The organism is Cupriavidus sp. BIC8F, assembly GCF_032465815.1.
Taxonomy (GTDB): Bacteria; Pseudomonadota; Gammaproteobacteria; order Burkholderiales; family Burkholderiaceae; genus Cupriavidus; species Cupriavidus necator.
In genome coordinates this window covers 2,740,011-2,753,735 of the sequence record NZ_CP136094.1, presented here as the reverse complement: position 1 = coordinate 2,753,735, position 13,725 = coordinate 2,740,011, and the positions used below count along the sequence as shown (strand labels likewise).

Here is a 13,725-nt window from a genome sequence, read left to right as displayed (position 1 = left end):
AAGCCGCAAGTATAGCATCACTTTCTTTTCGCCTGCAACACCCCCTGGACGTCTTCGATCAACTGCAGCGCGCGCTGCAGCTGCGTAGCCTCGGACACCTCGGCAGTGAACTGCATGCGCGCCACGCCCTTGCTGGAGAGCGTCTTGACGCCGGTGACGTTGATCTTCTCGCGCGACAGCACTTCGGAGATATCGCGCAGCAGCCCCTGGCGGTCAATCGCCTCGACGTAGATGTCGACCGGGTAGACCGCGGCGTGGCTCTTCTGGCCCCACTCGGTCTGGATCACCCGCTCCGGCGCGCGCCCGGCCAGTTGCTGGAAGGTGTGGCAGCTGCGCCGATGGATCGACACCCCGCGCCCCCGCGTGACAAAGCCGACGATGTCGTCCGGCGGCGCCGGCTTGCAGCAGCGCGACATCTGCGTCATGAGCGAATCCACCCCCACCACCAGCACGCCGCTCTTGGCGCCGCGCGCCACGCTGGTGGCGCGGCTCTTCTTGGTGACAGCGTCTTCCTCGCTCAGCGGCGCCTGGACCTCGCCCTCCGGGTGTCGCAGCGCGTGCTCCACGTGGCGCAGACTGAACTCATCCTTGGCCACTGCCGCAAACAGGTCCTCCGGCGTCTTGAAGCCCAGCCGCGTGGCCAGGTCTTCCAGCTTGACCGCGGTCTTGCCTTCGCGCTGCAGCGTCTTGTCGATCAGCACGCGGCCCTGGGCGATAGTCTCCTGCGAATCGAGCGCATTGAACCAGGCCCGCACCTTGGCCCGCGCGCGGCTGCTGGCCAGGTAGCCCAGGTCCGCGTTGAGCCAGTCGCGCGACGGTCCGCCCTGCTTGACCGCGATGATCTCCACCGTCTGGCCGTTCTTCAGTGGCGTGTTCAGCGGCACCATGGTGCCGTCCACGCGCGCGCCGCGGCAGCGGTGGCCGAGATCACTGTGCAGGTAGTAGGCAAAGTCAACCGCGGTGGCGCCCTGCGGCAGCGCCACCACGCGCGCCTGCGGCGTCAGCACGTAGATGTGGTCGTCGATCGCGGCGTGCTTGATCTGCTCCCACGACTCGTCGTGCGCCACGCTGTGGTCGGCATCGTCCTTCCACGCCAGCAGCTGGCGCAGCCAGGCAATCTTCTCGTCATAGCGCTCGCTGGCGGAAAACTGCCCGGCATAGCCGCGGCTGCCCGCTTCCTTGTAGCGCCAGTGCGCGGCCACGCCGTATTCGGCAAAGTGGTGCATCTCGTGGGTGCGGATCTGCACCTCGAAGGCACGCCCGTCATCGCCGATCACCACCGTATGCAGCGACTTGTAGCCATTGGCCTTGGGCCGCGAGATGTAGTCGTCGAACTCGCGCGGGATCGGCTGCCAGATATGGTGGACGATACCCAGCACCGTGTAGCAGTCCTTGATATCGTCGACGATCACGCGGAATGCGCGCACATCGTACAGGTCGGCAAAATCCAGCTCCTTACCGCGCATCTTCTTCCAGATGCTGTAGATATGCTTGGGCCGCCCGCTGACCTCGGCGGGGATGCCGGCGGTCGCCAGTTCGGACTGCAGCCGTTCGATGGCGCTGGCGATATAGCCTTCGCGCTCGATGCGCTTTTCATCCAGCAGTTTGGCGATGCGCTTGTAGGTATCGGGCTGCTCGAAGCGGAACGCAAGGTCCTCCAGCTCCCACTTCATCTGCCAGATGCCGAGGCGGTTCGCCAGCGGCGCGTAGATGTCCAGTGTTTCGCGCGCCACGCCGGGCAGCGGCGCCTGCTTGGTCTCGGCCAGCCAGCGCAGGGTCTGCAGCCGCGAGGCCAGGCGCACCAGCACCACGCGGATATCCTGCGCAAACGCCAGCAGCATCTTGCGCAGCGCCTCGACCTGTTCGTGGCGCGCCTGCGCTTCGTTCTTCGAGGGCTCGGCATCGGGGCGGCTGCCGGCGATGGCGCCGATGCGCAGCAACTGCCGCACACCGTCGACCAGCCGCGCCACTTCGTCACCAAAGCGCGGCGCGATCTCGGCCTCGGTGCCGGGCACGAAGGCCACCAGCCCGAACAGGCAGGCGGCGGCGCGCGCAGCGTCGTCGACGCGCAGGCCGTCGAGAATGCGCAGCATGCCCTGCGCGTGCGAAAGCACGGTCTCGCCGGTGGGCAGCGCGACCTCGGCACCGTGCTCACGCACGTAGGCCAGTGCGCGTTCGACCAGTTCGGCATCCGGAATGCCCGCGACCCGAGCGGTCAGGTCGGTGGACGTCACCATGTCACAACGCCTGCATCAGTTGAGCGCAGCGGTCACCACCACTTCGATCAGGTAATCGGGATTGGCCAGGCGGGCTTCGACGGTGGCGCGCGGGGGCGTGTTGCCTTGCGGCACCCAGGCGTCCCAGACCTCGTTCATCTCGCCGATCTGGTCGACATTGGTCAGGAAGATCTGGCACGACAGGATGCGGGTCTTGTCGCTGCCGGCCTCGGCCAGCAGGCGGTCGATATGGCCGAGGACCTCGCGCGTCTGGCCGCGGATATCGGCCTTGGGATCGACCTCGGGCACCTGACCGGCGAGATACACCACGCCGTTATAAACCGCGTATTCGGACAACCGCTTGCCCACGTGGGCGCGCTTCAGTTCAAGGTTACTCATGACAATGCGTTGACTGATAAAAACAAGGCCGGCATGCGATGCAATCAGGCCCCGGTAAAAAACTGCCGGGCGATCGCAATCTGCGCCGGATCGACAAAGGTCGGGGCATGGCCCACGTCGGGCACTTCCACCGAGCTCACATGCTTGCCGCGCGCGACCATTTCGGCCACGGTCTCGCGCAGCAGCAGGTCCGACTGCGCGCCGCGCACCACCAGCACCGGGCCTTCGATGGCCTCGAAGCTGCGCCACAGCGCGGCCTCGCCGGCAGCAATGGCCTCGGGCGTGGATTTGCGGAACGGCACCGCCAGCTGCGGATCGTAATGCAAGCCCCATTCCAGGCCGTCCGTGCCCTGCACCGGCTTCAGGATGGCGGCGTTGAGCTCGCGCCACTGTTCGGGCGTATGGCGCCCGAACGATGCGCTGATGGTCTGCAGGTAGGCCAGGCCTTCCTCGAAGGTCTTGAAGCGCACCGGCAGCCCCAGGTAGGCGCCGATCCGCTCCACCGCCGACGGCGCCAGCTTCGGGCCCACGTCGTTGAGCAGCAGCTTGCGCACCGGCGACTTCGGCAACCCGGCCAGGCCCATGCCGATCAGCCCGCCCATCGAGGTGCCGAACCAGTCCACCTTCTCCACATTGAGCCGCGCAATCAGCGTGACCATGTCCGCGACGTACTGCGGCACCACATAGCCGTTGGCATCGGCCAGCCATTCCGAGCGGCCGCGCCCGGCCACATCGGGGCAGACCACGCGGTAGTCGCCGCACAGCGCGCTGGCGACGGCGTCGAAGTCGCGGCCGGTGCGCGTCAGCCCATGCGCGCACACCAGCACGCGCGGATTGGCGGGGTCGCCCCACTCGTGGTACGCCATGCGGTGCAGGCCCGCCGGGCTGATGCACTGGACAAAACCGAGACGCGGACTGGCAGACATCTGGACTCCCTGACGAACCGGACCGCGGACCGCAAAGAAGACGGCGCTGCCGGAGGTTGAGCAAAGCTGGATTGTACGCCGCAGCGGGTACAATGCCACAGCACAGTGTCAGCGCCCCGCGTGCGCGGCCGCGCACCGCCACGGCGCGCGCCGCCAACCCTGTGGCACTCCTTCTGTGGCATCCCTTTCTCTCGACGGAGGCTTACATGCTCAACGGCAAGACCGCACTGGTGACTGGCTCGACCAGCGGCATCGGGCTCGGCATCGCGAAAGCGCTGGCGGCCCAGGGCGCCAACATCATCGTCAACGGCTTTGGTGACGCGGACGCCGCAAAGGCAGAGATCGCGCAGGCCGGCCAGGGAATCCGGGTCGGCTACCACGGCGCCGACATGAGCAAGGCGACCGAGATCGAAGACATGATGCGCTACGCGCAGTCCGACTTCGGCGGCACCGACATCCTGGTCAACAACGCCGGCATCCAGCACGTGGCCGCCATCGAGGATTTCCCGCCCGAGCGCTGGGACGCGATCATCGCCATCAACCTGACCTCGGCCTTCCACACCACGCGCCTGGCGCTGCCCGGCATGAAGCAGAAGGACTGGGGCCGCATCATCAATGTTGCCTCCACCCACGGGCTGGTGGCCTCGGCGCAGAAGTCCGCCTACGTGGCGGCCAAGCACGGCATCGTCGGCTTCACCAAGGTGACCGCGCTGGAAACCGCGCAGACCGGCGTCACCGCCAACGCGATCTGCCCGGGCTGGGTGCTGACGCCACTGGTGCAGAAGCAGGTCGAAGCCCGCGCGCAGAAGGAAGGCATTCCGGTGGAACAGGCCAAGCGCGAGCTGGTGCTGGAGAAGCAGCCCTCGGGCCAGTTTGTCACGCCCGATGAGCTGGGCGCGCTGGCCGTGTTCCTGTCATCCGAAGCGGCCCGCCAGGTCCGCGGCGCGATCTGGAACATGGACGGCGGCTGGGTGGCGCAGTAAGGAGCAAGCGATGCAACGACGCAGTTTCCTGCGCGCGCTGGCGCTGGGCGCGGTCACAGCCGGGGCGCTGGCACCGGTGGCGGGCGCGCTGGCGCAAGCCGCCAAGCCGCTTGCCATCGACGTCTACAAGAGCCCGCTGTGCGGCTGCTGCGAAGACTGGGTCAAGCACCTGCGCAGCAACGGTTTCACCGTGACGGTGCATGATGTCGAGGACACCGGCGTGTACCGCAAGCGCTTCGGCATGCCGGAACGCTTTGGCTCCTGCCACACCGGGTATATCGGCGGCTACGCCATCGAGGGCCATGTACCGGCGGCGAATATCCGCAAGCTGCTGGCCGCAAAGCCCAAGGCCGTCGGGCTGGCCGTGCCGGGCATGCCGGTCGGCTCGCCCGGCATGGAACAGGGCCCGCGCAAGGACCCGTTCGACGTGCTGATCGTAAAAACGGACGGCGCCGCTTCGGTGTTCGCCAGCTACAACAAGCAGGCCGGCTGACTGCCGTCCCCATGAAAAATGCCCCGCCGGTGCGAACCGGCGGGGCATTTTTCCTTTCCGGAGGCCGCTTACAGCAGCGGCGCGCCGGTCTTGGCCTGGATTTCCTCGCGGCTGACGCCCGGGGCGGTTTCCACCAGCTTCAGGCCGGCCTCGGTCACGTCGATCACGCCCAGGTCCGTAATGATGCGGTTGACCACGCCCACGCCGGTCAGCGGCAGGTTGCAGTCCTTCAGGATCTTGATGTCCTCGGTGCCGTCCTTCTTCTTGGCGGTGTGTTCCATCAGCACCACCACGCGGCCAACGCCGGCCACCAGGTCCATCGCGCCGCCCATGCCCTTGACCATCTTGCCCGGGATCATCCAGTTGGCCAGGTCGCCCTTCTCGCTGACCTGCATCGCACCCAGGATCGCCAGGTTGATGTGGCCGCCGCGGATCATCCCGAACGAGTCGGCCGAAGAAAAGATCGACGAGCCCGGCAGCGTCGTCACGGTCTGCTTGCCGGCGTTGATCATGTCGGCGTCGACTTCGTCCTCGGTCGGGAACGGGCCGATGCCCAGCAGGCCGTTCTCGGACTGCAGCCACACTTCCATGCCTTCCGGCACCCAGTTGGCCACCAGCGTCGGCAGGCCGATGCCCAGGTTGACGTAGAAACCGTCCTGCAGCTCGGTCGCGGCGCGCGCGGCCATTTCGTCACGTGTCCATGCCATGATGGGTCTCCTCAGCTGGCCGCGCGCACGGTGCGCTGCTCGATGCGTTTCTCGGGGGTGGTGTTCAGCACCAGGCGCTTCACGAAGATGCCGGCCAGGTGGATTTCATCCGGGTCCAGTTCGCCGGTCTCGACGATATGCTCGACCTCGGCGATGGTGACCTTGCCCGCCATCGCGCACATCGGGTTGAAGTTGCGCGCGGTACGGCGGAACACCAGGTTGCCGGCCTTGTCGGCCTTGTATGCCTTGACCAGCGCCACGTCAGCGGTCAGCGAACGCTCCATCACGTACTGCTCGCCGTCGAATTCGCGGATTTCCTTGCCTTCGGCGACGATGGTGCCGACACCGGTCTTGGTGAAGAAGGCCGGGATGCCCGAGCCGCCGGCGCGCAGCTTCTCGGCCAGCGTGCCTTGCGGCGTGAATTCCAGCTCCAGTTCGCCCGCCAGGTACTGGCGCTCGAACTCCTTGTTCTCGCCCACGTAGGACGAGATCATCTTCCTGATCTGGCGCGTGGCCAGCAGCAGGCCCAGGCCGAAGCCATCGACGCCGGCGTTGTTGGAGATGCAGGTCAGCTGCTTGGCGCCGCTGTCGCGCAGCGCGGCAATCAGCGCCTCGGGGATGCCGCACAGGCCGAAACCGCCAACGGCGATCGTCTGGCCGTCGCGGACGACGCCTGCAAGCGCTTCTGCGGCGCTGGCGTAGACCTTGTTCATGCTTCGCTCCTTCCTCGGTAGTTCCCTGTCGCTCTTCCCGCCACCGGGTTGTGCGGCGGGCGACGCAGGGAAATTGTAACGGTACAATCGGCAACAGGCGGGCGACAGTCGCCGCAACTCGTCCGACCGACAGCATACGCAAGCGCAGCCGGCTACGCCATTACGTAAAAATACATAAGCAGATGCCCGCAATCGACTACCAGACCGCCTTCCAGCTCGCCCCCGTGGGCCTGGTGCTGTCACGCGAACGCGTGATCGAGGACTGCAACGAGGAGGTCTGCCGCATTTTCGGCACCACGCGCGAGGCGCTGCTGGGCCAGTCCTTCCAGGTGCTTTACCCCACCGCCGACGAATTCGAGCGCACCGGCGCGCGCATCGCGCCGATCATGGGCAAGCGCGGCATGTACTCGGATGAGCGCATCATGAAACGCGCCGGCGGGGAACTGTTCTGGTGCCATGTCACCGGGCGCGCGCTGGACCGCACGCAACCGCTGGGCGCCGGGATCTGGACTTTCGAGGACCTGTCGCAGAAGCGCCAGGTCACGGCCGAGCTGACCGCGCGCGAACGCGAGATCGCGGCGCAGCTGGTGGAGGGGAAGACCAGCAAGCAGATCGGCAAGTCGCTGGCGATCAGCCCGCGCACGGTGGATATCTACCGGGCGCGGCTGATGAAGAAGTACGGGGCCAGTACCTCGGTGGATCTGGTGCAGCGGCTGGTCAACCACTGAGCCCCGTGGCGGGCGTCAGCCCTCGATGATCGCGCGGATCTCGGCCGGCACCGGCACCGACTTCTCCTGCGTGTAATCGCACCACACCACCTTGGCCCCGCCCTCGGCCCAGACCACATCGGGCAGGTCGGTGCGGCGGATTTCCATGCGGGTCTCGAAGCTGGTGCGGCCGAGCTGGCCGGCGTAGACGCGGCACTCGATGTCGCCCGGATAGCGCAGCTGCTTCAGGAAGGTCATATGCGCATTGATGATGACCGGGCCCTGCCCGTTCGAGTCCTTGCCGCCGCGGCCCAGCGACGCGAACCACTCGATGCGCGCCTGCTCCAGGTACTGGAAATAGACGGTGTTGTTGACATGGCCCATGGCATCCATGTCGCCCCAGCGGATCGGCATGACCACCGTATAGACGTGCTTCATCACAGTCTCCAAAGGAACAGGCCCGCCGATACTGACGGGCCCTCTGCGTGGCTTAGCGCTTGGCGATCGCGCCTTCGGCCTTGGTCACCAGGTCGGCGCCGATCTGCTTCTTCCACTTGTCGTAGACCTTGGCGGTGGCCTTGCGGAAGCTGTCGTGCTCGGCCGGCGTCAGGTGCGTGACCTTGACGCCGTGTGCCTCCATGTCCTTCCAGGCCGGCGCGCCGGCCTCCGCGAGGCCCTTGCGGGCCAGCACGATTTCCTGCTTGCCGGCGTCGATGGCGGCCTGCCTGACGATCTCGCGGTCGGCCGGGGTCCAGCTTTCCCAGATCTGCTTGTTGACCACGAAGATCAGGGGGTCAGCCACGTAGCCCCAGGTGGTGACGAACTTCTGGCCCACCGTGTACAGCTTGGCGGCGGCGAACACCGACTGCGGGTTCTCCTGCCCGTCGACCGCGCCCGAGGCCATCGCCGGCTGCGCGTCGGCCCAGCTCATCTGGGTCGGGTTGGCGCCCAGCGCGTTAAAGGTCTCGATGTACAGCGGCGAACCGACCACGCGCAGCTTCATGCCCTTGAGGTCTTCTGGCTTGCGGATTTCGCGCTTGGAGTTGGACACCTCGCGGAAGCCATTCTCGCCCCAGGCCAGCGGCACCACGCCGGCCTTTTCCAGCGTGGTGAAGAGCGACTTGCCGACTTCGCCCTGCGTGAGCGCGTCCAGCGCCTTGTAGTCGGGCATCAGGAACGGTAGCGAGAACAGGTTCAGTTCCCTGACCTGCGGCGACCAGTTGATGGTCGAGCCCACCGCCATGTCGATCACGCCCTGGCGGATCGCCGAGAATTCGCGGGTCTGGTCGCCGGCCACCAGCGAGGTGCCCGGGTACAGCTTGATATTGATGCGGCCGTTGGTGCGCTGCTTGACCAGGTCGGCCCAGATCTCGCCGCCCTTGCCCCACGGGAAGGCCGGGCCGAGCACCAGCGACATCTTGTACTCGGATTTGTAGGTCTGGGCCATTGCGCCAGCGGGGGCGAAGGCGGAAGCGGCAATGGCGGCAGCCGTTGCGAGCATCAGGGCACGACGTTTCATTTCATCTCCTCTCGGGAATGCGTCAATTCTTGTTTGTGAATGCGGAACATCAGTAGCCGAGGTACTCAGGCAGCCACGTCGCCAGCGGCGGATAGGCCAGCACCATCAGCATGGCGATAAACATCGCCAGCAGCATCCAAATCACCCAGGGCACGGTCTCTTCCATGCGCACGCGGGCAATCCGGCACGACACCATCAGGTTCACGGCCAGCGGCGGCGTGAACTGGCCCAGCGCCACCTTCAGCGTCAGCACCACGCCGAACCATACCGGGTTCCAGTGGAAGGCATTGGCGATCGGCAGCAGCAGCGGCACGAAGATCAGGAAGATCGAAATGCCGTCCAGGAACATGCCCACCGTCATGAGCAGCAGCACGATCAGCGCCAGCACGCCGTACTCGCCCAGCCCGGAGGTGGCGATGGCATGCGCCAGCGGGTCGATCACGCCCAGCGTCGACAGCGCATAGGCAAAGATGCCGGCCAGCGCCACCACCAGCAGGATCACCGCCGAGGTCTCGGCCGCCTCCTGGAAGATGGTGAACAGGTCGCGCATGCCGATGCTGCGGTACACCACCATGCCGACAAAGAGGCCGTAGACTACGGCCACCACGGCGGCCTCGGTCGGCGTGAACCAGCCGGCGCGCATGCCGCCCAGGATCAGGAACGGCGCCACCAGGCCCCACGCGGCCTCGCGCAGGCTCTTCCAGAACGGCGGGCGCGGCAACCCGGCTTCGATCGCGCCCATGTTGTGCTTGCGCGCGAGCCACACCGCCGGAACGATCAGCGCGACACCGGCCAGGATGCCCGGAATCATGCCGGCCGCAAACAGCGCCGGCACCGACGCGCCGGGCACCAGCACGCTGTAGATGATGAAGGCCACCGAGGGCGGGATCAGGATGTCGGTCGCGGCTGCAGCGCCAACCACCGCCGCGCTGTACGACCCGGGATAGCCCGCGCGCGACATTGCCGCGATCATCACGCCCCCCACCGCGGCCGCGTTGGCCGGGCCGGAGCCGGAGATGCCGCCGAGGAACATCGCCACCAGGATCGCCACCAGCGGCAGCATGCCCGGGCCGCGGCCGACGATGGCGATGGCAAAGGTCACCAGCCGCTGCGCCACGCCGGAGCGGTCGAAAATCGACCCCACCAGCACGAACATCGGGATCGCCAGCAGCGGATACTTGGCCAGCCCAGCGTAGAAGTTCTGCGGCACGGCCAGCAGGCCGAACATCTGGGTGTCGAGATTGGACAGGCCGATGGCAACCAGGCCGCCCAGGCCCAGCGACACGCCGATGGGCACGCCCAGCAGCATCAGGCCGATAAAGACCACGAACAGGATGATGGCAACGAGAGTCATGGCGCCTGCTCCAGCGTGCCTGTCCTGGCCGCATGCAGCGCCTTGAGCGCGCGCACGTTGCGCAGCACCAGCCCCAGCGCGCGCAGCGCGATGCCGGCCGACAGCACCGGCAGCCAGATCGAATACCACCAGCTCGGCACACCGATGCCCGGCGAGGTCTCGCCAAAGGTGTATTCGTCCCAGGTGATGCGCGCCCCCAGCACTGCCAGCGCGATGAACATCACCGCCACGGCCAGCGCCGACAGGATCGCCAGGCGCCGCTGCCGGGCCGCGCTGCCGCGCTCGAAGAAGAATTCGATGCGGATATTGCGGTCGCGAGCCACCGCGGCGCTGCCGGCGACCAGCGCCAGCACGATCATCAGGAAGACCGAGAACTCCTCGGTCCAGGCAAACGACTCGTCGGTGAAATAGCGGACCACCACGTTGGCGAAGGTGATGCCGACCAGCAGCACCATCACGATCACGCCAATCCAGTCCTCGAGGCGGGGCGATACCCGGAATTCAGCGTCCTGCGCTTCGTCGGCAGCCTGCGGGATCACCGCGGAATCGACGACGTGTTGCGGCACGGCGTTGCGCCGTGCCTCTTCTTGTTGCTCCATCTCCCCGGCCTCCGGTCCGGGCCGCTCGGGCCATGCGGCCACCGCGGCGTTTTTCTATTTGTATGTAAAGACTTAATCTGCAGACATGGCGGATTATGCCAAGACTGGCCCGCCACGCACGAATTTTCTGATGATTGATGTGTGCTGACGACGGCGCACCCAAGGGGACCGGATAAGCCCTGGGCGTGCAATCCGGGCATCCCGCGGCGCTTTTGGCGCGCGGCCGGGATGCAGGGGGCCTTGCGCCCCCGGTCAGCGATCAGGCGGTCAGACCATGCCGTCGTCGGCGGTGATGACAGCCCCGTTGATGAATTGCGACTGGTCGGATGCCAGCAGCAACAACAGGCCGTCGAGATCCTCTGGCTTACCCAGGCGCTTGCGGGGCAGCATCTGGATCAGCTTCTGGCCGGCGTCCGAGTCCCAGTGGTGGTGGTTGATATCGGTGTCGATATAGCCCGGGCAGATGGCATTGGTATTGATGCCGTGGCGGGCCCATTCCAGCGCCATGGCCTTGGTCATGTGCACCACGGCCGCCTTGCTCATGCAATAGACACCGATCTGCGACAGCACCTTGAGCCCGGCCACCGAGGCGATATTGACGATGCGCGCCTGCGGCAGCGGGCTGCCGTTGCGCTCGGCGCCCTTGGCGCGCGCGATCATGCGCTTGGCCACTTCCTGGGCGACGAAGAAGGCGCCGCGGGTGTTGGTGTCGAAGACGAAATCGAAGTCATCAGCGGTCACATCGGTCAGCTTCTGCGTGGTCGACACGCCGGAGTTGTTGACCAGGATATCGATGGAACCAGCCTCGGTCTCCGCGTGCGCCACCGCGGCGCGGATGCTGTCCGGATCGGTGACGTCCAGGCGCACCACGTGGGCGCTGCCGCCCTCGGCCTCGATCGCCGCGCGCAGTTCCTTGAGCCGCTCGGTGCGGCGCGAGGCCAGCACCACCTTGGCGCCGGCGGCGGCCAGCACCGTGGCGAAACGCGAGCCCAGCCCGCTTGAAGCGCCGGTGACCAGCGCGACCTTGCCTTCCAGATTGATCGACAAACCCATGATTACCTCTTGTGCGGGAGCTCCTCCGGCCTATGCGGGAGCAGAAGGCAGCATATCAAAAAAAGAACGACCGTTCCAAAAAAATCCTTGCCTGTGGGTGGCGAGTCCCGGACAATGCCGGAGATTCTAAGAACTTGGCCAGCAAAGGGAAAGAGGGAAAACGCGTGATCCGGGCGTCTTTGGACCCCAAATCGCTGCCAACTCACCCACCCGCGGTTCCCGTCCGCGCGCAGGCCCGGTTCTCGGCAAAACGATCACCGCATTTCCCACAATTGCAAGCAAGCAGCAAAGAAATAGAGGGTTAGAGACAATGGATCAGCAACAGCTCCTGGAGCAGTTCGGCCCGCGCGAAGCCATGGAATACGACGTGGTCATCGTTGGCGGCGGCCCCGCCGGCCTGGCCACGGCCATCCGCCTGAAGCAACTCGCGCAGGAGAAAGGCGCCGACGTCAACGTGTGCGTACTGGAAAAGGGCTCCGAGCCCGGCGCCCACATCCTGTCGGGCGCCATCATGGATCCGCGCGCCCTCAATGAACTGATCCCGAACTGGAAGGAACTGGGCGCGCCGCTGAACCAGGCGGTCACCGAAGACAAGTTCCTGTTCCTGAACGAGTCCGGCTCCAAGGGCACGCCGCCCGCGCTGCTGCCCGAGTGCTTCCACAACGAAGGCAATTACATCATCAGCCTGTCGAACTTCGTGCGCTGGCTGGGCCAGCAGGCCGAAGCGCTGGGCGTGGAAATCTTCCCGGGCTTCCCCGCCGCCGAGGTGCTCTACAACGAAGACGGCTCGGTCAAGGGCGTGGCCACCGGCAATATGGGCATCAACAAGGAAGGCGAGCCCACCGAGAACTTCCAGCTGGGCATGGAGCTGCATGCCAAGTACACCATCTTCGCGGAAGGTGCACGCGGCCACCTGGGCAAGCAGCTGATCGAGAAATTCGGCCTCGACACCGGCAAGGATCCGCAGAGCTACGGCATCGGCCTGAAGGAACTGTGGGAAATCGATCCGGCCAAGCACAAGCCCGGCCTGGTGGTGCACACCGCCGGCTGGCCGCTGGACCCGGCCACCTACGGCGGCTCGTTCCTGTACCACATGGAAGACAACAAGGTCGCGGTCGGCTTTGTGGTCGGCCTGGACTACACCAACCCGTGGCTGTCGCCGTTCGAGGAATTCCAGCGCTTCAAGACGCATCCGGAAATCCGCCAGTACTTTGAAGGCGGCAAGCGCCTGAGCTACGGCGCGCGCGCCATCACCGCCGGCGGCCTGCTGTCGCTGCCCAAGACCGTGTTCCCGGGCGGTGCCCTGGTCGGCTGCGACGCCGGCTACCTGAACGCCTCGCGCATCAAGGGCAGCCACGCCGCGATCAAGACCGGCATGCTGGCCGCCGAGGCCGCCTATGACGCGCTGCAGGGCGGCCGCCAGCACGACGAGCTGACCGCCTACCCGACCGCGTTCGAGCAGAGCTGGCTGCACAAGGAACTGCTGCAGGCCAAGAATTTCAAGCAGTGGTTCAAGAAGGGCCGCACCACCGCCACGCTGATGACCGGCATCGAGCAATGGCTGCTGCCCAAGCTGGGCATCCGCAACCCGCCGTGGACCATCCACCGCGTGAAGCCGGACCATGTGTACCTGAAGCCCGCGGCCGAGTGCCAGAAGATCGAGTACCCGAAGCCGGACGGCAAGCTGACCTTCGACCGCCTCAGTTCGGTGTTCATCAGCAACACCAACCACGAAGAGAACCAGCCGGCGCACCTGACGCTCAAGGACGCCAGCGTGCCGGTCAACATCAACTGGGACAAGTACGCCGGCCCCGAGTCGCGCTACTGCCCGGCCGGTGTGTACGAGTTCGTGCAGGACGAGACGTCGGGCAAGGAGCGTCTGCAGATCAACGCGCAGAACTGCGTGCACTGCAAGACCTGCGACATCAAGGATCCGACCCAGAACATCGTCTGGGTGACGCCGGAAGGCGGCGGCGGTCCGAACTACGTCGGGATGTAAGGCGGCCGCGCCAGCGGCTGGCATGTGAAGACGGCACCGGAAACCCGGTGCCGTTTT

General features: G+C 66.1%; 14 protein-coding genes. 4 read left to right on the top strand and 10 right to left on the bottom strand.

The window, feature by feature from the left end; genetic code table 11:
• Window positions 1-17: 17 nt before the first annotated feature.
• Genes RS901_RS12850 through RS901_RS12840 form a run of 3 tightly spaced genes read right to left on the bottom strand, consistent with a single transcriptional unit; the run spans window position 18 to window position 3,541 of the window.
• Complete coding sequence (locus tag RS901_RS12850) at window positions 18-2,237, bottom strand: bifunctional (p)ppGpp synthetase/guanosine-3',5'-bis(diphosphate) 3'-pyrophosphohydrolase (protein ID WP_316149128.1); 2,220 nt, start codon at window positions 2,235-2,237, stop codon at window positions 18-20.
• Window positions 2,238-2,252: 15 nt separating this feature from the next.
• Entirely contained in the window at window positions 2,253-2,615 is a 363-nt protein-coding gene (locus RS901_RS12845) for a RidA family protein (protein WP_010813105.1), read from the bottom strand.
• 44 nt (window positions 2,616-2,659) lie between these two features.
• Window positions 2,660-3,541 carry an alpha/beta hydrolase gene (locus RS901_RS12840; RefSeq protein WP_316149127.1) on the bottom strand — a complete coding sequence of 294 codons (882 nt, stop codon included), beginning with the start codon at window positions 3,539-3,541 and terminating at the stop codon, window positions 2,660-2,662.
• A 206-nt stretch (window positions 3,542-3,747) separates the two neighbouring features.
• Between RS901_RS12840 and RS901_RS12835 the strand changes: the two genes are divergently transcribed.
• Both RS901_RS12835 and RS901_RS12830 read left to right on the top strand, forming a co-directional pair.
• Entirely contained in the window at window positions 3,748-4,524 is a 777-nt protein-coding gene (locus RS901_RS12835; protein ID WP_316149125.1) for a 3-hydroxybutyrate dehydrogenase, read from the top strand.
• Between the two features lie 10 nt (window positions 4,525-4,534).
• Window positions 4,535-5,017: a DUF411 domain-containing protein gene (locus RS901_RS12830; protein WP_316149124.1), complete on the top strand. Its 483-nt coding sequence runs from the start codon at window positions 4,535-4,537 to the stop codon at window positions 5,015-5,017.
• A 68-nt stretch (window positions 5,018-5,085) separates the two neighbouring features.
• Here RS901_RS12830 and RS901_RS12825 read toward each other — a convergent pair whose 3' ends face one another.
• Both RS901_RS12825 and RS901_RS12820 read right to left on the bottom strand, forming a co-directional pair.
• Complete coding sequence (locus RS901_RS12825) at window positions 5,086-5,724, bottom strand: CoA transferase subunit B (RefSeq protein WP_013956320.1); 639 nt, start codon at window positions 5,722-5,724, stop codon at window positions 5,086-5,088.
• A gap of 11 nt (window positions 5,725-5,735) precedes the next feature.
• On the bottom strand, window positions 5,736-6,437 hold the full coding sequence (locus RS901_RS12820) for a CoA transferase subunit A (RefSeq protein ID WP_013956319.1): 702 nt from the start codon (window positions 6,435-6,437) through the stop codon (window positions 5,736-5,738).
• A gap of 182 nt (window positions 6,438-6,619) precedes the next feature.
• On the opposite strand from RS901_RS12820, the gene RS901_RS12815 reads away from it, so the two are divergent.
• Window positions 6,620-7,165 (top strand): PAS and helix-turn-helix domain-containing protein, encoded by a 546-nt coding sequence (locus RS901_RS12815; protein ID WP_316149123.1) that lies wholly within the window; start codon window positions 6,620-6,622, stop codon window positions 7,163-7,165.
• Between the two features lie 15 nt (window positions 7,166-7,180).
• Here RS901_RS12815 and RS901_RS12810 read toward each other — a convergent pair whose 3' ends face one another.
• The 5 genes from RS901_RS12810 to RS901_RS12790 form a co-directional block, all read right to left on the bottom strand.
• Window positions 7,181-7,582: an acyl-CoA thioesterase gene (locus RS901_RS12810; RefSeq protein WP_316149122.1), complete on the bottom strand. Its 402-nt coding sequence runs from the start codon at window positions 7,580-7,582 to the stop codon at window positions 7,181-7,183.
• 52 nt (window positions 7,583-7,634) lie between these two features.
• Window positions 7,635-8,663, bottom strand: coding sequence for a DctP family TRAP transporter solute-binding subunit (locus RS901_RS12805; RefSeq protein ID WP_316149121.1), 1,029 nt, complete (start codon window positions 8,661-8,663; stop codon window positions 7,635-7,637).
• Between the two features lie 49 nt (window positions 8,664-8,712).
• Window positions 8,713-10,017 carry a TRAP transporter large permease gene (locus RS901_RS12800; protein WP_013956315.1) on the bottom strand — a complete coding sequence of 435 codons (1,305 nt, stop codon included), beginning with the start codon at window positions 10,015-10,017 and terminating at the stop codon, window positions 8,713-8,715.
• The gene (locus RS901_RS12795; RefSeq protein WP_316149120.1) at window positions 10,014-10,616 is read right to left on the bottom strand and encodes a TRAP transporter small permease; all 603 of its coding nucleotides are present in this window, start codon (window positions 10,614-10,616) and stop codon (window positions 10,014-10,016) included. The genes RS901_RS12800 and RS901_RS12795 overlap by 4 nt, the downstream gene beginning before the upstream one ends.
• A 267-nt stretch (window positions 10,617-10,883) precedes the next feature.
• Window positions 10,884-11,669 (bottom strand): SDR family oxidoreductase, encoded by a 786-nt coding sequence (locus tag RS901_RS12790; protein WP_018310306.1) that lies wholly within the window; start codon window positions 11,667-11,669, stop codon window positions 10,884-10,886.
• A 310-nt stretch (window positions 11,670-11,979) separates the two neighbouring features.
• Between RS901_RS12790 and RS901_RS12785 the strand changes: the two genes are divergently transcribed.
• Window positions 11,980-13,668 carry an electron transfer flavoprotein-ubiquinone oxidoreductase gene (locus RS901_RS12785; protein WP_316149119.1) on the top strand — a complete coding sequence of 563 codons (1,689 nt, stop codon included), beginning with the start codon at window positions 11,980-11,982 and terminating at the stop codon, window positions 13,666-13,668.
• Window positions 13,669-13,725 lie beyond the last annotated feature (57 nt).